The organism is Mycobacterium sp. 155 (assembly GCF_000373905.1).
Taxonomy (GTDB): domain Bacteria; phylum Actinomycetota; class Actinomycetes; order Mycobacteriales; family Mycobacteriaceae; genus Mycobacterium.
This window is the reverse complement of sequence record NZ_KB892705.1, coordinates 3,558,983-3,578,560: the sequence shown is the minus strand read 5'-3', so window position 1 is coordinate 3,578,560 and position 19,578 is coordinate 3,558,983. Positions and strand designations below refer to the sequence as shown.

Genomic DNA, 19,578 nt, shown 5'->3' with positions numbered 1-19,578 from the left:
CGTACTCAGGAATCACCGTGACCGCGCTGTTACGCGGTACGCGCTCCGGGAGAAAACTCACGCAGGAGATTTCGATGACCTCAGCGACCATTCCGGGTCTGGACACCGCACCGACGAACCACAAGGGCCTGCTGGCCTGGGTGCGTGAGGTGGCCGAACTGACGCAGCCCGACAGGGTGGTGTTCGCCGACGGCTCCGAGGAGGAGTTCAGCCGCCTCGCCGCCCGCCTGGTCGAGGCCGGCACCTTCCAGAAGCTCAATGAAGAAAAGCTGCCGAACTCCTACCTCGCCCTCTCCGACCCGTCCGACGTAGCCCGGGTGGAATCCCGGACCTTCATCTGCTCAGAACGTGAGATCGATGCGGGGCCGACCAACAATTGGATGGACCCGGCCGAGATGCGCGGCATCATGACCGAGTTGTACCGCGGCTCGATGCGTGGACGCACCATGTGGGTGGTGCCCTTCTGCATGGGCCCGCTGGGCGCCGAGGATCCCAAGTTGGGCGTGGAGATCACCGACTCGGAGTACGTCGTCGTCTCGATGCGCACCATGACGCGCATGGGGCGGGGCGCGCTGGACAAGCTCGGCAACGACGGTTTCTTTGTCAAGGCGCTGCACTCGATCGGCGCTCCGCTGGTAGACAGGGCAGGCTTCCGAAAAGAAGACGTGCCGTGGCCGTGCAACGACACCAAATACATCACCCACTTCCCGGAGACCCGCGAGATCTGGAGTTACGGTTCCGGCTACGGCGGCAACGCGCTGCTGGGCAAGAAGTGTTACTCGTTGCGCATCGCCTCGGCGATGGCCCGCGACGAGGGCTGGCTCGCCGAGCACATGCTGATCCTCAAGCTGATCTCGCCGGAGAACAAGGCCTATTTCATCGCCGCGGCGTTCCCGTCGGCCTGCGGCAAGACCAACCTCGCGATGCTGCAGCCCACCATCCCGGGCTGGCGGGCCGAGACCGTGGGTGACGACATCGCGTGGATGCGCTTCGGTAAGGACGGCCGGCTGTACGCCGTCAACCCCGAGTTCGGTTTCTTCGGGGTTGCGCCCGGCACCAACTGGTCGTCCAACCCGAACGCGATGAAGACCATCGCAGCGGGCAACACCGTCTTCACCAACGTCGCCAAGACCGACGACAACGAGGCCTGGTGGGAGGGCCTGGAAGGCGATCCCGAACACCTGATCGACTGGAAGGGCCACGACTGGTACCGCGGGTCGGAGGAGAAGGCGGCACACCCGAACTCGCGTTACTGCACTCCGATCTCGCAGTGCCCGACGCTGGCGCCGGAATGGGACGACCCCCAGGGCGTGCCGATCTCGGCCATCCTGTTCGGCGGTCGCCGTAAGACCACAGTCCCGCTGATCACGCAGGCCCGGGACTGGCAGCACGGTGTGTTCATCGGCGCCACCCTGGGCTCCGAGCAGACCGCCGCCGCCGAGGGCAAGGTCGGGACGGTGCGCCGCGACCCGATGGCCATGCTGCCGTTCATGGGCTACAACGTCGGCGACTACTTCCAGCACTGGATCGACATCGGCAAAAACGCGGACGAGTCGAAGATGCCCGCGGTGTTCTTCGTCAACTGGTTCCGCCGCGGCGAAGACGGCCGCTTCCTGTGGCCTGGTTTCGGTGAGAACAGCCGGGTGCTCAAATGGGTGATCGAGCGTATCGAGCACCGGGCCGACGGCACGACCACCCCGATCGGTGTCGTCCCGACGGCCGCCGACCTGGACCTGTCCGGCCTGGATGTCGACGCGGCCGACGTCGATGAGGCCCTGGCCGTCAACGCCGACGAGTGGCGGGCCGAGCTGCCGCTGATCGAGGAGTGGTTCGAGTTCGTCGGCGAGAAGCTGCCGACCGGTATCAAGGACGAGTTCGACGCGCTCAAGCACCGCCTCGCCGAAGAGGCCTGACACCGCGACCGTGCGGGTCTGCTGGTAGACGCGCCGCAACGCGTCGGCATTTCGCGCACCCTGGTGACGTCGCGGTCAACTCACGGTGGCCGGTGAACTAGAGGAAGGGTTGCCACAATAAATATTGCGGCTCCCCGAAAACTATTATTTCCGACTCTCACCAGCAAATTTCCGCGGCCAGAATCCAGATATTCACAGACTCGCTACGTTGCTGGGCGGTGGGGCATAGCGTAGCCTTCCCGGCAGCGATCGGTCCGAGGTTTCGTTGCGCCGTCGATGAGGTCACGGACCGCCAGAAGACGCCGCGAAAGACAAGGACTTCACGTGACCCGCACGCACGGACGAACACTCGCCCGGTCGCTGATCACTACGTCGCTCTTCATCCTGCCTGCCGTGATCATCAGGTTCGGCGGCATGCATCCCGACCCCGTCGTCGCCATGGTGATCTACGGCGCCGCCGTGGTTTCCGCCAGCTTCCTGCTGGCCTGGGCCGCTGAATCCGCGCAGATCGACGTCTCGGGTGGCCTGGCCATCGCGGTACTGGCGCTGATCGCGGTGCTACCCGAATACGCCGTCGACCTCTATTACGCCTATACGGCAGGCCACAACCCGGACTACGTGCAGTTTGCCGCCGCCAATATGACCGGCTCCAACCGGCTGCTGATGGGTGTCGGCTGGCCGGTCGTCGTCCTGGTGGGCCTGTGGGTGGCCCGCAGGATGTCCGGGCAGAAGACCGGGTCGATGTTGCTGGAGCCCGGAAACCGCATCGAGCTGGGGTTCCTGTTGATCGCAGGCGTGATCGCCTTCGTGATTCCGGCGACCGGGCAGATTCACCTCGTGCTCGGCATCGCGCTGCTTGCCTGGTTCGGGTTCTACCTCTACAAGATGAGTCGTGGTGAGGTCGAGGAGCCGGACCTGCTCGGCACCGCTGCCGCGGTCGGTGCGCTGCCGACCGCGGCTCGGCGGTCGGTGGTGGTGGCGCTGTTCGCGGTGGCCGGCGCCGTCATCCTGATGTGCGCGAAGCCGTTCGCCGAGAGCCTGATCGGAGCGGGCACGCAGCTCGGTATCGACCAGTTCCTGCTGGTGCAGTGGCTCGCGCCGCTGGCTTCAGAGGCACCCGAGTTCATCATCGCCATCATCTTCGCCAGCCGCGGCAACGGCACCGCCGCGATCGCCACGCTGATCTCGTCGAAGGTGAACCAGTGGACGCTGCTCATAGGCTCGCTACCTATCGCCTACGTCGCGGGCGGTGGCGGCACCGCGCTGGTGCTCGACGGCCGGCAGATCGAAGAGGTCCTGCTGACCGCCACCCAGACCATGATGGGTATCGCGCTGATCCTGGCGCTGCGGTTCCACCGCTACACCGCGCTGGCCCTGCTCGCGTTGTTCGTGGTGCAATTCCCGATCACCTCGACGGACGGGCGGCTGGTGTTGTGTGGGGTGTACGCGGCGCTGGCGCTGGTCGGCTTCGTGGTGAACTGGCGCTATGTGGGCGCCACGCTGCGTGCGCCGTTCCGTTCCGCTGGGACCGCCGAACACGTCGCCGACGATGAGGCTGCCCTGACGCGGTAGCGCACGCCACCTTGATCGGTGGGGCCGTAGTGTTCCACCGATGATGCCCGTAACGGTGTGGAGGGCGCCCGGCATGCCGGCGTTGTTGGGCGCCGCCGTGCTGGGCTTCGTCGGTTTCGCCCTGTTGCTGCCGGTGGCGCCGATGTGGGCGGTGCACAACGGTGCCGACGATTTCGGCGCCGGACTGGTCAACGCCGTCCTGATGGCATGCACTGTGCTGGCACAACTGTCGGTCGGGCTGGTGCTGCGCCGTCTGGGGTGGCCGGCTACCTTGGCGATCGGGCTGACACTGCTCGGCGCCCCCGCAATCGCGCATCTCGTCGCCCACGACCTGCCGGCGGTGCTGCTGCTCGCCGCGTTGCGCGGGTTGGGATTCGGCATTCTCACGGTGTATGGCGTCGACGGTATTGCAGGCTTGTTCGCTCAGGAGCAACGCGGGCGGGCGGCCGGCGCATACGGACTTGCCATCGCTGCAACGCAATTCGTCCTCACTCCGATGTCGACGTGGCTGGTCCACCATGTCGGATACACCCCGGTATTCGTACTCGGCTCCGCGCCGCTGCTGGCCGTACCGCTGGCGCTGACGGTCATTCATCCGGTGCCCCGACCTCCGGCGCAGCGCGGTGAATTTCGCGCGGCGAGCCGGGGCCTGCTGCGCCCGGTCGGCGCACTTGTCGTGATCACCGCCGGGGGTGGCGCCGTCCTCACGTTTGCGTCCCAATTCGGCAATGCGGCAACGTCCTTCGCGGCACTGCTGGCACTGACCGGACCGGCGACGCTCGCGCGCTGGTTGATCGGCGGTTTCGCCGATCGGTTCGGGGCAACCCGATTCATTGCCCCGATGCTTTATCTCGGTGCCGCCGGACTGGCCGTGATCGCCGCGGGAATCAGCCACAGCCCTGCGCTGATTGTTATCGGCGCTCTGCTCCTCGGGCTGGCGTACGGCGGGCTGCAGAACCTCACCCTGGTGCAGGCGTTCGCCGCTACGGGCGGACAGTCCCGCGGCACAGTGAGCGCGGCTTGGAATGTCGGCTTCGACAGCGGAACCGGAATGGGCGCTCTGGTGGCCGGTGCACTCGCCACGTCGGGCTCGTTCCCGATGGCATTCGTGGTGCTGGCCGGTGGATGCGCAGCGATGGCGGTCATCTGGCACCCGACGCGCGCGAAACGCACAGGCTGACTCCAAAAGGCATGTGTCACGGCAGGTTTGCCCATCAACACCGGCAGGTGTCACACGTCATGCGCATCGCTCACGTCAGCACGGTCTCGAACGCGATCCGGTCCCCGCGGCAGCGGGTCCAGCACGTGGCGGAGCTCTATACCAGTTTTTAACCTGGTGTTCGGCGCCACAACACCCACAGGACTGCGGGCGGACGTGATCAGCGGCGATGGTCATCAACCATGCGCGTGGCGATTGTCGCTGGAGGGATTCTCGGCACCGCGCATGCCGTCGAAGCGGTGCGTCGCTGGGCCGGCGCGAACGAGGTATGACGCTCACGCGGGCCGCCGCCGAGTGGACCGTCGATCTGATCGAAATTTTGAGTAAGGGAAAACGCATGTCCAGCAATGAGATACCACTCGATGACATACAACTCGCGGTGATAGATATGGCCGGCACCACGGTGTCCGACGGCGGCTTGGTGGTCAGCGCTTTCGACGCTGCAGGCAACGCTGTCGGGCTTCCCGTCGAAGGCCCGGAACGCGACCGCGCTCGCAAGTACGTGCTCGACACCATGGGGCAGTCCAAAATCGAGGTATTCCGGGCACTGTTTGGCGCCGAGGACATCGCCCAGCATGCCAACGCCGAATTCGAACAGGCCTACGCCGAGCTGATCGCCGGCGGGCGCGCCGAGCCCATCGACGGTGCGGCAGAGGCGATCACCGAGTTGCGCGAGGCCGGCATCAAGGTCGCTCTGACCACCGGATTCAGCGCCGTCACGCAGGGCAAGCTGCTGGCCGCGCTCGGCTGGCAGGACTTGGCCGATCTCGTCCTCGCGCCGGGCCCAGGAGTACGTGGCCGACCGCACCCGGACCTGATCCTGACAGCGTTGCTCCGATTGGAGGTCGACGGCGTCGATAATGTCGCTGCCCTCGGCGACACCGCCAACGACATCGAAAGTGCCCTTCGCGCAGGTGTCGCGGTGGCCGCCGGCACCCTCACCGGCGCGCATTCCGAAGAACAACTGCGGGCCGCCGGAGCCACCCATGTGGTCGGATCCGTCACCGACTTCGCCGACCTGTTGTTGCTTGGCTGATCAGAGAAGGAACTCATGAAGACACGACATCTCCTGCGCGCGACGGCAATCGCTGCGGCCGTGCTCACCGGCATGGTGAGCACGGCCTGCGGTGGCACCGGGTCAAGCGGCTCAGGTGCCGCGGGCGCCGTCACGGTCTACAGCGCCGATGGCCTTGGCGCCTGGTACAAGTCGACGTTCGATACGTTCACCAAGGACACCGGTATCGCGGTGAACCTGGTCGAGGCGGGCTCCGGCGAAGTGGTATCCCGGGTCGAGAAGGAACAGTCCAATTCGCAGGCCGACCTGCTGGTGACCCTGCCGCCGTTCATCCAGAAGGCAGATAAATCCGGGCTTTTGGTGCCCAGTGCGGTTGACACCACCGGTATCGCGCCCGGCCAGGTCGGGCCGGACGGCAGGTACGTACCGATCGTGAACAACGCGCTGAGCTTCATCGCCAACCCGTCGGTGCAGCCGGCTCCGGCCGGTTGGGACGATCTGCTGGACCCGCGGTTCAAGGGTAAGTTGCAGTACTCGACACCGGGACAGGCCGGTGACGGTACCGCGGTGCTCGTGCTGCTGCAGCACCTGCGCGGGCGTGACGGCGCGCTCGATTACCTGAGCAAGCTGCAAGCCAACAACGTTGGGCCGTCCTCGTCCACGGGCAAGCTGCAACCCAAGGTCAGCAACGGCGAACTGCTGGTGGCCAACGGCGACGTGCAGATGAACCTAGGTTCCATCAAGGACGACGGATCGACCTTCAGTATCTTCATCCCCGCTCATGACGGTAAGCGCACTACGGTGTCGCTGCCCTACGTCGCCGGTGTCACGAAAGGTGCGCCGCACGCCGACAACGCCAAGAAGTTGCTGACCTTCCTGCTCTCCGACGACGTGCAGAAGACCGTCGCCTCCGGTGCGCTGGGCCTTCCGGTGCGGGACAGCATCGTCAGTGGCATTGCACCGCAGCCGAATACACCAGCCGGGGTGCTCGACGGCGTGGAAGTGTGGGTGCCGGACTGGAACGAGGTGCTCAGCGGGCTCGACGCCGACGTCGCGGCGTACCAGAAAGCCACCGGGAACTGACATGACCGAGATCCGAGTGAGTGGGACGAAGACCAACGCTGCACACGAGCAAGCCGAGAAGCAGGAATCTCTCATCCCGGCAATCACATTCGATCGGGTGGGTGTGCGCTACGGGCGGGGCAAGCGCGTGACGCAGGCCCTGATCGATTTCAACCTGCGCGTGGCCACCGGAGAGACGGTGGCGCTGCTGGGGCCGAGCGGGTCGGGGAAGTCGACAGCGCTGGGCGCGCTCGCCGGCTTCTCGCGACCCACGTCGGGGACGGTGCGGCTGGACGGGCGAGACATCACCGACCTGCCGCCGGCCAAACGCGGCATCGGCGTGGTGCTGCAGTCCTACGCGCTGTTCCCGCACATGCGGGTAGCCGAGAATGTGGCGTTCGGCCTCAAGGCTCAGCGGGTCCCGCGCGCGGAGATCGGTCCACGGGTGGCCGAAGCGCTGGACATGGTCGGCATGGCGTCCTACGGAAAGCGTTTGCCCCGTGAGCTTTCCGGTGGTCAGCAGCAGCGCATCGCGATCGCCCGGGCCCTCGCGATCCGGCCCAGGGTACTGCTGCTCGACGAGCCGCTCGCGGCGCTCGACGCGCAGCTGCGCCAATCGATGCTGGCCGAACTGCAGCAGCTCAAGGAGTCGTTGCCCGACACGGCGATGCTCTACGTCACGCACGATCAGTCCGAAGCACTGGCCCTGGCCGACCGGATCGTGGTGATGAACAACGCCCGGCTGATGGACGTCGACACCGCAGAGAATCTGTGGAAACGACCCCCGACCAGTTTTACGGCGGCATTTCTCGGCGGGGCCAACCTGATTCCGTGCACGGTGGGCCGGGTCATCGGAACCTCGGCGCTGGTGACGATCGCCGGCCGGACGGTCAGCGCGGAGGCGCCGCAGCCCGCTGTCGGCAAGGCTGACTGGGCACCGGGATCCGCGGCGCTGCTGTGTATCCGCCCGCACGCGCTGCAAGTCGTGTCACTGGGTGACCGGGAGGCGATGCGGGCCGAGGTCAAGTCCGCGGTGTGGCGCGGCGCGACGACACGTCTTGTGTTGTCCGTCAACGGTCTTGCCGACTGCCTCGTCGAGCTCGACGTACCCGGCCACGCGCAGTTCGAGGTGGCCAGTGAAGTCGGTGTCCGGATCCCCGAGCCGGCCGGGGTGCTCGTGCAGGTGGCCGGATGACCGTTCTCGACGAACCGGTTGTGACGGCCGTGGACCGGCCCGCGCCGCCGCGGTCACGTGCCGCGCTGTGGGTTGTGCCGCCGCGGTCACGTGCCGCGCTGTGGGTTGTGCCGCCGCTGCTGGTGGTGCTGCTGATCGCGCTCTACCCGCTGCTGCGCGTGCTCGGCGAGGCCGCCGACACCGGCAGCTGGGCGGAGGTGCTGGGCTCGGCAGTGTTCCGGGATGCGTTGTGGCGCACGGTCGCCATCGCCGTCACCGCTACCGTCGGGTGTCTGATCCTCGGCAGCTTCCTCGCGATTGTGCTGGCGTTCGTGCCGTTTCCAGGCTCGCAGCTGGTGGGCCGGCTGATCGACACCGTGCTGTCCCTGCCGTCGTTTCTCATCACCCTGGCGTTTACGTTCCTGTACGGGACCGCGGGCGCGGTCAACGCCGCGATCCTGAGCCTCACCGGCGGGCACGAACCGGTGCTGAACTTCCTCTACACGCCCGCCGGTGTGATCGCCGCCGAGATCACCTTCTTCACTCCGTTTGTGGTGCGTCCGCTGCTGGCGGCGTTCGCGCTGCTACCGCGCGCGCAACTCGACGTGGCGGCCAGTCTCGGTGCCTCGCCGCTGCGGGTGCTGCGGTCGGTGATCATGCCGGAAGTATGGCCGGCGCTGATGGCCGGCGGCAGCCTGGTTTTGCTGTTGACGCTCAACGAGTTCGGCATCGTGTTGTTCACGGGGGCCAAGGGCGTCATCACGCTTCCGGTGCTGATCTACACCCGCGGCATCGTCACCTTCGACCTGCCGGGCGCCGCGGTGATCGCGACCGTCCAGGTCGCGCTGTCGCTCAGTCTGTACGCGGTGTACCGAATAGTGTTTGCCCGCATGACAACTGGAAAGGGTTCGGCCGATGCTGCTGTGGAACCGGCGAACTAGGATCGTTGCGCTCGCACTGTTCGCGACGGTGGTGTTGGTGGTGTTCGTTGCGCCGCTGGCCACAGTGGTGTTGGCCGGGCTGGCCGGGACGTGGACCTCGGCGCTGCCCTCCCATCTCGGATTCGGCCATTTTCACAACGCGTTGGCGGGGGAGAACCTGGACAGCTTGTCGGTGAGCCTGCAGACGGCGTTCCTGGCCGGCGCTATCGCGCTGGTGCTGGGCACCTGGGCGGCGCTGGCTGTCGTGGAATCCCCGACGTGGTTGCGCCGTATCACCGATGCCGTGTTCCACCTGCCCATCGCGGTGCCTTCGGTGGCCATCGGCCTCGGGTTGCTCATCGCGTTCAACTCGCGCCCGCTGCTGCTCGGCGGCACACGATGGATCGTGATCCTGGCCCACACCGTGCTGGTGCTGGCGTTCGCGTTCAGTGCGGTGTCGGCGGCGCTGGACCGGATCGATCCGGCTTACCGGCAGGCTGCGGAATCCCTTGGTGCGAGCCCGGTTCGGGTGCTGGTGAGGGTGACGCTACCGCTGCTGATGCCTGCGCTCGGGGCAGCGGCGGGGCTAGCCGTGGCGTTGTCGATGGGTGAGCTGGGAGCCACCGTGATGGTGTACCCCGCGACGTGGAAGACGTTGCCGGTCACCATCTTCGGACTCACCGACCGTGGCCAGGCGTTCCAGGCCGCGGCGTGCACCACCATCCTGTTGTTGGTCACCCTGCTGGCCCTGGTGGTGCTCGGCCGGATCCGGGGCCGCGCCGCCGTGCGCTAACCCAAGCACCGCGAGCGTGCGGGTCTGCTGCCCGGCACACCGTGAATCAGCAGCATTTCGCGCACGCTCGTGGCGCCGTCAGCGTGCAGTATCGGTCAGCGCAGCACGGATCTCCACGTACCTCGTCAGGAAGAGACGTTCGTCGAGCCGCTTGCGCCGCATCCAGCCGGTTACCTCATCATTGCATTTGCTTGCATTACACGACGCGCATGCCGGCACCACGTTGTCGATGGTGTACCGCCCGCCACGCGAGATTGCCATGACGCAATCACGCTGCAGTGCCCGGCCGGTCGCGCCGCAGTATGCGCAGCCGTTCCACGCGGCCATGATCGCTGCCCACTGCTCGTCGGTCAGGTCGTTGACGACATTGTCGAGACGACGCTTACGCTTGCGGGCCGCCCGCGCACGACGAGTTCGACTGACCGCCATGTCGTGAGCGTAGGCGGCGTGAGCGTGCGTGCACTGTCGGTAAAACCCAGCGTGTCGGGCAGCAGACCCGCACGCTCGCCGGGCCGGGCTGGGCCGGGCCGGGCCGGGCGAGTCCGTCTACCGCGGCTGAGTGGATCGCTTAGCGCAACACGGCACCGGGATTGAGGATCCCAAGCGGGTCGAGGGCGTCTTTGACGCGACGGGTCAGGCCCATCACGTCATCGCCGAGCTGGGCGGGCAGCCAGTCACGTTTGAGTCGCCCGACCCCGTGCTCACCGGTGATGGTGCCGCCAAGTCCGATCGCCAGCTCCATGATCCGAGCGAACGCGCGGTGCGCGCGTTCGACCGCGTCAGCATCAGTGGGATCGAACACGATGACCGGGTGGGTGTTGCCGTCGCCGGCGTGCGCGACAGTGCAGATCAGCACATCGCAGTCGTCGGCGATGTCCTCGACCCCGGTGACCATGGCGGGCAATTGAGGTATCGGAACCGCCACATCCTCCAAGAGCAGGCTGCCCAGTTTCTCGACCGCGGGGAACATCGCCCGACGCGCCGCGGTGAACGCCGCCCCCTCGGCGGGATCGTCGGTGGCGAATACCTCTGTTGCCCCGCACTTCTCGCATTCGGCGACGATGATGGTTACCTCGTCGGCCGCTGCACCGGGTGCGTCGGACTGGACCAGCAGCATGGCCCGCGCCGACCGGTCCAGCCCCATCTTCAGATGGTCCTCGACCGCGTTGATGCTGGTGTGGTCCATGAATTCCAACATCGCCGGACGTACCACCCTGGTGATCGCCACGACCGCGTTCGCGGCGCTCTGTACCGAGCCGAACAGAGCCACTACGGTCGATGCCGGTGGCTGGGCCGGGATGAGTCGCAGGGTGAGCTCGGTGATGACCCCCAGGATGCCTTCCGAACCGATGAACAGTTTCGTCAACGGGAGCCCGGCAACGTCTTTGAGGCGCGGTCCGCCCAATCGCACGGCAGTACCGTCGGCCAATACCACCTGCGTGCCCAGCACGTAGTCACCGGTGACGCCGTACTTGACGCAACACAGTCCGCCGGCATTGGTGGCGGCGTTGCCGCCGATCGATGAGATGTCGACCGAGGCCGGATCCGGCGGATACCACAGGCCATGTTCGGCGGCAGCGTGTTTGACCTCGGCGTTGGTCAGGCCGGGCTGCACCACTGCGGTGCGGGTGGCTACGTCGATCCGAATGTCGCGCATCCGTTCGGTACTGAGCACGATGGCGTCGTCGACCGCATCCGCACCACCGGACAACCCCGATCCGGCGCCGCGCGGCACCACCGGGACATGGTGTGCCGATGCCCAGCGCAGCACCTCCTGTACGTCTTCGGTGGAGGTGGCGCGCACCACTGCCAGCGGCCTGCCGGCGCCGGGGTCAGCGGCGGAATCGCGCCGGTATCGCTCGATGATGTCGGGGTCGCGCAGCACCGCGCCGACCGGCAGCACGGCGGTCAGGGAATCGATTGCCGTCATGGCGGTGGCTCCTCGTCGCGCAGCGGCGGCGTCGACATGCGGGGACACCCAACAACTGTAGGGTGCGGGTGGTCTCGTCTGGCCAAAACGACCTTGCCGGTTGCAATCTCGCGCTGTTTGGCGGGCCGGCGGGTCGTACCGCGCACACCCGCGCCGTCTGACCACGGCGTCAGCTGATCAGCGCGGTAATTTCTGCCGTGACATTGCGCCTGGCCTGCGCCTCCCAGCGGTCCCGGCCGGGCGCCGTGTGGAAGATCGTCCCGTCCAGCAACTCGGCGAGCATCCTTGCCCGCGCCGGCTTGAACACGTCGTCGGCAACCGCGCGGTGCTCTTCGCGCACTGCGGCGGCATACCGCTGGTAGCGGGCGGGGGTTGCGCCGAGCACCGACAAGTCGGCATCGCTGAGCACCGCGGCATTGACGTCGTCGCCGGTGACGTCGTGAGCCTTGGTGACCAGCACCAGCCGGGCCACCTCGTCGCGCACCGGGGACGACGCCAGGAGTTCGCGCGCCAAGTCTGCGGAGCGGTTTTCGTTGTCGTCTCGGCCGATCTCGTAGATCGCGTCATGGAACCACGCCGCCAACTCGACGGCCTCGCGGTCGAAACTCAGGCCATCATCGGCGAGCGACTGGACCGCGTCCAGGAGCTCGTGCAGATGCTCGACGTTGTGGTGCTTGCGGTGGGACTCCGACCATCGGACGAGCAGATCTTCCCGGAGTGGCTCGGTGAGGTGCGCGGCCATGACACAAGTCTGCCCTCGCTTGACCTGAACCGCTGTTGAGGAAGCATCATTGGCGATTGTGGGCACATCGGCAATCGACCTCGACGGATACTTCGGCAGGATCGGTTATCAGGGCCCGGCGCATGCCGACCTGGACACGCTGCGCGACATCGTCGCCGCACACAACCGGTCCATCCCGTTCGAGAACCTCGACCCGTTGCTGGGTATCCCGGTGGTCGACTTGAGCGCCGAGGCTCTGGCCGACAAGCTGGTGACCCGGCGCCGCGGCGGGTACTGCTACGAACACAACGGCTTGCTCGGCTACGTGCTCGACGGGTTGGGTTTTGGGGTTGAGCGGCTGTCCTGCCGGGTGCTGTGGATGCGTCAGCCCGCCGCGCCACTGCCGGCACAGACCCATAACGTCCTGGCTGTGACGGCACCGGGTGCGGACGAGCGCTATCTGGTCGACGTCGGATTCGGTGGACAGACGCCGTCCTCGCCAGTACGGCTCGTCACCGGACCCGTGCAGCAGACCCGTCACGAGCCGTACCGGCTGCTGGAGCATGAAGGCGGATACGTCCTGCAAACGCAGATCCGTGACGAGTGGTTGCCGCTGTATACCTTCACCACGGTGCCGCAGCAGCGGATTGACCTCGAGGTGGGAAGTTGGTATGTCTCAACGTATCCCGGTGGAATCTTCGTCACCGGTCTGACCGCGGCGCTGGTCACCGACGACGCCCGCTATAACCTGCGGGGCCGGAACCTGGCTATCCACAAGGGGAGAACCACCGAGCGGGTGCGCTTCGACACGGCCGTCCAGGTGCTCGACGAACTCACCAGCCGGTTCGGCATCGATCTGGGCGACCTTGGGGACCACGTCGACCTCGAAGCGAGGATCGACGACGTGCTCGACAGCTGACGCCGTGATCGACGCGTTGTGTGAGCCACCGGAATCCTTTCAGCTGCATGGCATCGATGAGGGGAGAGTGAGCAGTGAAAACGGTCTACTACACCGGCTCAAGCCTGGATGGTTACCTCGTGGACGCGGAGGGCAGCCTGGACTGGCTGATCTCCCGGACGATCGACCCCGACGGGCCCTTCGGCTACGACGACTTCATCAAAACCGTCGGGGCACTCGCGATGGGTGCGGACACCTACGAGTGGATCGTGAGGAACAGCGGTGAGTGGTCGTACGAACAACCGGCCTGGGTATTGACCCACCGGCCTGACATCGTCACCGCGGTGAGTGCCGGGCATTCGGTGCAGGCTTTCGACGGTGAGGTCGCCGCGTTGCACCCGACACTTGTGGCGGCGGCAGCGGGGAAGGACGTCTGGGTGATCGGCGGTGGTGACGTCGCGGCGCAGTTCGTGGCGGCAGGGCTGGTGGACGAATTGGTGGTCAGCTACGCGCCGTGCACGCTCGGCGCGGGCTCGCCGGTGCTGCCGCTGCGTTCGGAGTGGGTGTTGGAATCCTCTGCGGTCAACGGTGATTTCGTGTGTGCCCGTTGGACGAGGGCCTAGCTCGCCAAAGCGAACCTCGGGAAAGCCGAACCCGCCGCATCGTGGGCATCGGCCTGGCGCTACGGCGTTCGTCGCGGACATGTTGGTCCGCGACTCCGCACCTGGTCAGTGGCTATAAAGGGCAGGGCACAACCTGGCCCTGCTCGGCCTCGACACCGGCGGTGCTCAAAAAAACTTTCTTGAACGGTTGACATGAACAACCGTCCATGTCACTCTCATTGAGTGAGTGCACGTGATCGGCATCACACCAGGCGAGTGAGGAGCAGAATTCGGTTGGCCCGCTAGGAATCGGCAAAGCCCATATCCAGATATATGCACCAAAGGCCAACAGTTTTACCTGAGCCGTACAGCTCGACTGAGCAGTAATTTTCCACACCACACGAATTGGAGTAACCATGAGCGAAATCACGACCGTTGGAACCCTGAGCAAGGCCGGCGCTATCCACAAGGTGGAGAAGGGTTACGAGGGGTTGCCGAGCATGAACGAGGCCGGTGTCGTCGCCGCCATCGCCGACTCCTTGCACAACCCGGAGGGTACGGTCATGTGTTCCGGGTTCTTCGAGCTGAAGAAGTCGGAGCCGTTGGTGTACACCTACACCTACGACGAGATGAAGCTTGTGGTTAAGGGTGAGTTCATCCTGACCGACCAGGACACTGGCGAGGTCACGCACGCCAAGGAGCGCGACGTGCTGTTCTTCCCCAAGGGAACCACCGTGAAGTTCGAGACTCCTGAGTACGCGCTCGGATTCTTCGTCGGCGATCGCACCTTCGCGCCGTAGGTCCGTTCACTGCGTTCGCCGGATGGGTAGACAGCCCTCTCGTGTGACGAACGCAGATCCTGCTGTTTTCTGCGCATTGGCGTAGCGGCATTGACATGTCGGGAATGCGCAACAGCTGTCCTGGTTATCTCTGACATTTTTCACTTGTCAGTAGTGCTTGGAATTTCTGTCTGACTCCCGGGAAATATCCCGGTGTAAAAGGCATCACCCGTTCCCGGAAATCGGGATTCCTTGGCTGCTGCCTTGATGCGCAAATCAACTCGCGACGTTGGACACCAACAACCCACGAAAATTTAGGAACAGGAAAGTAATATGGCATTACGAGTCGGAATTATCGGTGCCGGTCCCAGCGGCTTGGCGCAGCTGCGGGCGTTCGAATCAGCGCGCCAAAAAGGGGCTGAGATCCCCGAGATCACGTGCTTCGAGAAGCAAAGCGAGTGGGGCGGCCAGTGGAACAGCACCTGGCGCATCGGCCTGGACAGTTACGGCGAGCCGGTGCACTCCAGCATGTACCGCCACCTGTGGTCCAACGGTCCCAAGGAGTGCCTGGAGTTCTCGGACTACTCCTTTGACGAGCATTTCGGCCGTCCCATTTCTTCCTTCCCGCCGCGCGAGGTTCTCTTCGATTACATCAAGGGCCGTGTCGAGAAGTCCGACGTCCGTAAGTATGTCAAGTTCAACACCGTCGCACGCCATACCAGCTACAACGAGGACACGCAGGAATTCACTGTCACGGTTGAGGATCTCAAGACCAACCAGACGGAAACCTATGTGTTCGACAAGCTCGTGGTTGCCACTGGTCACTTCCACGTTCCTGCGGTCCCCGAGTTCGAGGGCATCAAGACGTTCCCGGGTGAGGTCATGCACGCTCACGATTTCCGCGGAGCGGAGCGCTTTTACGGCAAGCGGTTGCTGATGATCGGCAGCAGCTATTCCGCCGAGGACATCGGTATGCAGTCGCACAAGATGGGTGCGGCATCCATCACCATGAGTTTCCGCACGAACCCAATGGGTTATCACTGGCCCTGGAACACCGTGGAGCGCCCGCTCGTCACTCACTTCGAGGGCAACACCGCATATTTCAGTGATGGCACCCAGGATGATTTCGACGCCGTCGTGCTGTGCACCGGATACCAGCACAAGTATCCGTTCCTGCCCAGTGAGCTCTCGCTGTCCTCGCCGAACGTGCTGTACCCGGCCAACCTCTACAAGGGCGTGGTCTGGCAGCAGAATCCCAACCTGTTCTACCTCGGTGCGCAGGACCAGTACTACACGTTCAACATGTTCGACGCGCAGGCGTGGTTTGCTCGCGACGTCATGACCGGAGTGATCGAGCTACCTTCACTGGAGGAGCGCGACGCGGATATCGAGCGGTGGCTCGAGCGTCAAGCCACGCTGCCGGATCATGATGCGGAGGCGGAATTCCAGACGGACTACGTGCGCGAACTCATCGACGCCACCGACTATCCGTCCTTTGACCTGGACGCTGTTTGCCAGTTGTTCAAGGACTGGATGCACAACAAGCACACCGACATCCTCGGCTACCGCGATGCGGTGCATACGTCCGCGATCACCGGCACCGTATCGGAAAAGCATCACACCCGCTGGATCAACGCCCTGGACGACACGATGGAGCGGTACCTCAACGGTCCCTCGCAGGACGACATCCGTGCGCCTGCCGGTCTCACCGATAGGCATCGCGGCGGCAAGGACGGGCAAGACGGTGTCGGCGCAGGACCATCCCTGGTGCACCACACCGAAGTGCTTGAGTCCCGGCCGCGGACAGCTCATACCTGAGCCGATGCTCCAGTCACCTGCTTTTCGCAAGATGGGAAACTCTGTAGTTCAAGCAATAGTCTTGGGGAAGAGTCTCAGACGGACCGAAATCAGGTGACTGGAGGGGTGGCTATGCGGGTATCCGCAGACGAGCGAAGAGGGCAGCTGATTTCAGCGACTCTGGAACTAATGCGGCGTAAAGGTGTTCAGTCAGTGACCATGCGGGCCATCGCCAAGGAGGCCAAGGCACCCTTGGCGACCGCACACTATTGCTTCGAGGATAAGAGCGAGCTCATGGACGCGGCCGCCGAAGCTTGGTTGAAGAACTTGAACCAATTTTCTCGCAGCATTGTGGTTCACCTGGGACTCCGTAAGGCCGTGGAACAAGTGGCCGAAGAGTACTGGCGCATGTTGACGGAAGAGCCCGCAAGCCTCCTCGCCGAGATCGAACTCATCCTGTGGGCAACGCGTAATGCTTCCGTAAGCCCGCTGGCCGCGAAGATTTATCCTGCCTACGTCGTGGAGCTGGGAAATATCTTCTCCGCCGCAGCCGAAAACAACGGTGACAAGTGTGTCATGGACATCACTACGCTCGTACGGTCATTTCTGATGATCTACGATGGAGCGGCCATTCAATATATGACCGACCCGACGGCGATCGATTTCCGCGCCATGTTCTTCACAATGGTTGATGCACTTCTGATCAAGGCCGGTGTTTAAACCCGTGGGCCGTCACGGCATCAACTCAACAGCCGATCTGGACTCTACGCTGGCCGTGGCGAGAGACCTGGTCAGTGACGGAGGGGCCTAGGGTGTTTCATTGGCGTAGTTGCCGGAAACGCTGTGTCAGAAAGGTTGACAGGGTCCCCCGATTTCTCTGAGGGCTGTTGCCCATCGGGATCGTCCTGACTTCCTTTTCCTGAATTATTGAAACCCGAGCTTTCCGTAATACGGATTGCTCTGAGAAACGGAAAGCAAATGACGAAACCCACCAACCCGTCTTCGACAGTGACGACGGGGAAAGCGATCGATTCCTGGCCCGCGAAGCCCATGCAGACCTTTGGTGACGAATGGCCCAGGATGCGCTGCAGGTTCGTAAACGCTGATCCCGTGGGCGCTTGGGATGATTTCATACTCTCCGAGTGGGAGATGGATCGCTGTGGTTGGGAGGACTTCCATCCCCATGCCGAAACGGCTTTCGTTGTGGAAGGTGAACTTCACATCGAGTGCGATGGCGAGACTGTCGTTCTGCGACCGGGAGACTCCGCTCGCGTGAATGCCGGACGCTTGGGCCGATACTGGGCGCCCGTCTACGCGCGGATGCTCACCGCTTACGGACCCAACCCGGACGGTTTGGAATCCCACTCCTTCCGCTACTTCGAAATCTGAAATTCATGCCCCTACCCGGCCGCTCGCAGACAACAAACGTACGGCCTGCCCAATATCCGCGTACGCCTCGGTCTCGTGCGTTTTTTACTTGGCGGTGATCGGTGCCGCCGAGGGCATCCACCTTAGAGCTGTCGGCCCGATTGCTCTTGCTGTTCCTGCCGGACGACGGCAGGTAACGCCCTCTCTAATTGTCAGTAGGACTATTTATAGTTTTTCGCCGTAACCAAAGGAAAATCTCATGAGTCAAGAAACTTTGGATGGAGCCGATCACCTGAAACGGTCGATCGACTGGAAGCAAGGGCTGGCCATCGCGCTGGGTGTGCCCTTGCTGATCCTGCCATCCTTGGGCTACTTGCCCAGCTACGTGGCGGCCGCCGCGATCCTTGTCTGGGGACTGTCAATCGTTCAGACCTTCTTCCAGAACACCGCCTACGCCGAATTGGCCACCACCTTCCCCGAAGCCTCTGGCCTGCCCGGTTTCGTGCAGCAGGTGTTCCGCACCGAAAACTACAAAGGCAAATACGACAAGGGCAAACTGCTCGGCGGCTCCTGTGCGTGGTTCTACGCCCTCGCCTGGAGCTCGGTGCTGTCGATCTTCTCCATCCTGGTCGGCGGTTACCTGGAGGGGCTGTTTCCGGGGCTGGCCGCACACTTCAGCGAATACCAGCTTGGCCTGATCTCGGGCGTGGTCATCTTCACCCTCTTGTCCGTGGTGAACTGGTTCGGACTCAAGGACGGCGCCATCCTCGGTTACATCCTCGCAGCCGTGTCACTGATCCCCCTGGCCGTCCTGACCATCGCACCCTTTGCCACCGGCCATGTTGACATGGCCAACATCACCGCCAACTGGATGCCGTCCGACTGGTCCTGGAACTCACATCACATCCTGATCCTCTTCGGCCTCTTTGCCATCGCACTGTGGAGTACCGGAGGCTGGGAAACGGCCGCCATCTACGCCCCCGAATACAAGAATCCCGGCAAGGACGTCCCCAAAGCGCTGTATACCTGCGGTGTCATCTGCTTCTTCTCGTTCGTCCTGGTGCAGGCCGTAGTCATCGGTGTCCTCGGTGTCGATGGTGTGCAGGCCGAACCCATCTCACCGCTCGTCCCCGTCGCCCACGCCGTCTTCGGCGATGCCGGTACCACGGTCACCATCATCATGCTGATCGCGGCGATGATCCTGATCATCCAAACCGCTTATCTGGGTTCCGCCCGCGCCCTGCACTCCATGGCAGAGGAAGGAAACCTGCCCCGAGTACTCGGCCACACGAATCGGCGGGGAACCCCGTTCGTTGCCATGTTTGCCGCCGCGGCATTCAACCTGGCGCTGCTCTTCATCGGATCCATCCCGGCGATCCTGGCGGCTTCAGCCATCGGCTATACCTGCGCCAACGGCATCGGCCTGTTCGCCTACTTCAAAGCCAAGACGAATCCAGCGTTCGCCAACCTGGAACGACCTTTCAAGGCACCCATGGGCTGGAAGTGGGTGGCCCTGGGCTTCGGCCTGTTCAATGTGCCGCTGTGTGTGATCGGTGTGGTCTACCTCAACAGCCTCGAAATCGGTTGGACCTCAACCTTGCTGGGCTTCGTCGTGCTGGCGGTATTCATACCGATCTGGCTGTATACGCAGTACGAGTTGAGGTCCGGTAAGGGCAAATCGGACGATGCACTCACCGTGCACGCACCCGCTACTGGCGCAGAGTCTGATTCAACCGCAGAGATTCAAGGACGCGGCACACCCTAGCCTCGATCCACCGTCAGACAGGTGTTTGTCGGCCGGGCTATGTCGACATC

Annotated in this window: 18 protein-coding genes; 15 read left to right on the top strand and 3 right to left on the bottom strand. The window is 64.1% G+C overall.

Features of this window, described 5'->3' with window-relative positions; all coding sequences use genetic code 11:
• Positions 1 to 74 precede the first annotated feature (74 nt).
• From B133_RS0117010 to B133_RS0116975, 8 genes are all read left to right on the top strand, one after another.
• Entirely contained in the window at positions 75 to 1,913 is a 1,839-nt protein-coding gene (locus B133_RS0117010) for a phosphoenolpyruvate carboxykinase (GTP) (protein WP_018602733.1), read from the top strand.
• 324 nt (positions 1,914 to 2,237) lie between these two features.
• A complete protein-coding gene (locus tag B133_RS0117005) occupies positions 2,238 to 3,485 on the top strand; it encodes a hypothetical protein (protein ID WP_018602732.1) in 1,248 nt (415 codons plus the stop codon).
• Positions 3,486 to 3,558: 73 nt separating this feature from the next.
• The gene (locus tag B133_RS0117000; RefSeq protein ID WP_018602731.1) at positions 3,559 to 4,665 is read left to right on the top strand and encodes an MFS transporter; all 1,107 of its coding nucleotides are present in this window, start codon (positions 3,559 to 3,561) and stop codon (positions 4,663 to 4,665) included.
• A 376-nt stretch (positions 4,666 to 5,041) separates the two neighbouring features.
• Entirely contained in the window at positions 5,042 to 5,740 is a 699-nt protein-coding gene (locus B133_RS0116995) for a phosphonatase-like hydrolase (RefSeq protein WP_026256533.1), read from the top strand.
• Positions 5,741 to 5,755: 15 nt separating this feature from the next.
• Positions 5,756 to 6,802 carry a 2-aminoethylphosphonate ABC transporter substrate-binding protein gene (locus tag B133_RS0116990; protein WP_018602729.1) on the top strand — a complete coding sequence of 349 codons (1,047 nt, stop codon included), beginning with the start codon at positions 5,756 to 5,758 and terminating at the stop codon, positions 6,800 to 6,802.
• 1 nt (position 6,803) lies between these two features.
• Positions 6,804 to 7,976, top strand: a complete 1,173-nt coding sequence (locus tag B133_RS0116985) for an ABC transporter ATP-binding protein (RefSeq protein WP_018602728.1) — start codon at positions 6,804 to 6,806, stop codon at positions 7,974 to 7,976.
• The gene (locus B133_RS0116980) at positions 7,973 to 8,896 is read left to right on the top strand and encodes a 2-aminoethylphosphonate ABC transporter permease subunit (RefSeq protein WP_018602727.1); all 924 of its coding nucleotides are present in this window, start codon (positions 7,973 to 7,975) and stop codon (positions 8,894 to 8,896) included. Before B133_RS0116985 ends, B133_RS0116980 begins: the two co-directional genes overlap by 4 nt.
• Positions 8,871 to 9,668 (top strand): ABC transporter permease, encoded by a 798-nt coding sequence (locus tag B133_RS0116975; RefSeq protein ID WP_018602726.1) that lies wholly within the window; start codon positions 8,871 to 8,873, stop codon positions 9,666 to 9,668. Before B133_RS0116980 ends, B133_RS0116975 begins: the two co-directional genes overlap by 26 nt.
• A gap of 78 nt (positions 9,669 to 9,746) precedes the next feature.
• Here the strand turns inward: B133_RS0116975 and B133_RS0116970 are convergent, their stop codons facing one another.
• From B133_RS0116970 to B133_RS0116960, 3 genes are all read right to left on the bottom strand, one after another.
• A complete protein-coding gene (locus B133_RS0116970) occupies positions 9,747 to 10,097 on the bottom strand; it encodes an HNH endonuclease (protein WP_018602725.1) in 351 nt (116 codons plus the stop codon).
• Positions 10,098 to 10,236: 139 nt separating this feature from the next.
• Positions 10,237 to 11,598: an FAD-binding oxidoreductase gene (locus tag B133_RS0116965; RefSeq protein ID WP_018602724.1), complete on the bottom strand. Its 1,362-nt coding sequence runs from the start codon at positions 11,596 to 11,598 to the stop codon at positions 10,237 to 10,239.
• 169 nt (positions 11,599 to 11,767) lie between these two features.
• Entirely contained in the window at positions 11,768 to 12,340 is a 573-nt protein-coding gene (locus tag B133_RS0116960) for a hypothetical protein (protein WP_018602723.1), read from the bottom strand.
• 58 nt (positions 12,341 to 12,398) lie between these two features.
• Here B133_RS0116960 and B133_RS0116955 point away from each other — a divergent pair, with 58 nt between their 5' ends.
• From B133_RS0116955 to B133_RS0116925, 7 genes are all read left to right on the top strand, one after another.
• A complete protein-coding gene (locus tag B133_RS0116955) occupies positions 12,399 to 13,238 on the top strand; it encodes an arylamine N-acetyltransferase (protein ID WP_018602722.1) in 840 nt (279 codons plus the stop codon).
• Positions 13,239 to 13,312: 74 nt separating this feature from the next.
• Complete coding sequence (locus B133_RS0116950; RefSeq protein WP_018602721.1) at positions 13,313 to 13,840, top strand: dihydrofolate reductase family protein; 528 nt, start codon at positions 13,313 to 13,315, stop codon at positions 13,838 to 13,840.
• Between the two features lie 395 nt (positions 13,841 to 14,235).
• On the top strand, positions 14,236 to 14,619 hold the full coding sequence (locus tag B133_RS0116945; protein WP_018602720.1) for a cupin domain-containing protein: 384 nt from the start codon (positions 14,236 to 14,238) through the stop codon (positions 14,617 to 14,619).
• Between the two features lie 312 nt (positions 14,620 to 14,931).
• Positions 14,932 to 16,416, top strand: coding sequence for an NAD(P)-binding domain-containing protein (locus tag B133_RS0116940; protein WP_081618247.1), 1,485 nt, complete (start codon positions 14,932 to 14,934; stop codon positions 16,414 to 16,416).
• Positions 16,417 to 16,527: 111 nt separating this feature from the next.
• Complete coding sequence (locus B133_RS0116935; RefSeq protein WP_081618246.1) at positions 16,528 to 17,115, top strand: TetR/AcrR family transcriptional regulator; 588 nt, start codon at positions 16,528 to 16,530, stop codon at positions 17,113 to 17,115.
• A gap of 258 nt (positions 17,116 to 17,373) precedes the next feature.
• Positions 17,374 to 17,784, top strand: a complete 411-nt coding sequence (locus B133_RS0116930) for a cupin domain-containing protein (protein WP_232423317.1) — start codon at positions 17,374 to 17,376, stop codon at positions 17,782 to 17,784.
• A 238-nt stretch (positions 17,785 to 18,022) separates the two neighbouring features.
• On the top strand, positions 18,023 to 19,528 hold the full coding sequence (locus B133_RS0116925) for an APC family permease (protein WP_018602716.1): 1,506 nt from the start codon (positions 18,023 to 18,025) through the stop codon (positions 19,526 to 19,528).
• Positions 19,529 to 19,578: the final 50 nt, after the last annotated feature.

Coding starts and splice junctions, on each gene's coding strand:
- B133_RS0116945 (WP_018602720.1), top strand. CDS start 14,236: ATGAGCGAAATCACGACCGTTGGAACCCTGAGCAAGGCCGGCGCTATC.
- B133_RS0116980 (WP_018602727.1), top strand. CDS start 7,973: ATGACCGTTCTCGACGAACCGGTTGTGACGGCCGTGGACCGGCCCGCG.
- B133_RS0116930 (WP_232423317.1), top strand. CDS start 17,374: ATGACGAAACCCACCAACCCGTCTTCGACAGTGACGACGGGGAAAGCG.
- B133_RS0116965 (WP_018602724.1), bottom strand. CDS start 11,598: ATGACGGCAATCGATTCCCTGACCGCCGTGCTGCCGGTCGGCGCGGTG.
- B133_RS0116925 (WP_018602716.1), top strand. CDS start 18,023: ATGAGTCAAGAAACTTTGGATGGAGCCGATCACCTGAAACGGTCGATC.
- B133_RS0116970 (WP_018602725.1), bottom strand. CDS start 10,097: ATGGCGGTCAGTCGAACTCGTCGTGCGCGGGCGGCCCGCAAGCGTAAG.
- B133_RS0117000 (WP_018602731.1), top strand. CDS start 3,559: ATGCCGGCGTTGTTGGGCGCCGCCGTGCTGGGCTTCGTCGGTTTCGCC.
- B133_RS0116975 (WP_018602726.1), top strand. CDS start 8,871: ATGCTGCTGTGGAACCGGCGAACTAGGATCGTTGCGCTCGCACTGTTC.
- B133_RS0116935 (WP_081618246.1), top strand. CDS start 16,528: ATGCGGGTATCCGCAGACGAGCGAAGAGGGCAGCTGATTTCAGCGACT.
- B133_RS0116990 (WP_018602729.1), top strand. CDS start 5,756: ATGAAGACACGACATCTCCTGCGCGCGACGGCAATCGCTGCGGCCGTG.
- B133_RS0116985 (WP_018602728.1), top strand. CDS start 6,804: ATGACCGAGATCCGAGTGAGTGGGACGAAGACCAACGCTGCACACGAG.
- B133_RS0116940 (WP_081618247.1), top strand. CDS start 14,932: ATGGCATTACGAGTCGGAATTATCGGTGCCGGTCCCAGCGGCTTGGCG.
- B133_RS0116995 (WP_026256533.1), top strand. CDS start 5,042: ATGTCCAGCAATGAGATACCACTCGATGACATACAACTCGCGGTGATA.
- B133_RS0117010 (WP_018602733.1), top strand. CDS start 75: ATGACCTCAGCGACCATTCCGGGTCTGGACACCGCACCGACGAACCAC.
- B133_RS0116960 (WP_018602723.1), bottom strand. CDS start 12,340: ATGGCCGCGCACCTCACCGAGCCACTCCGGGAAGATCTGCTCGTCCGA.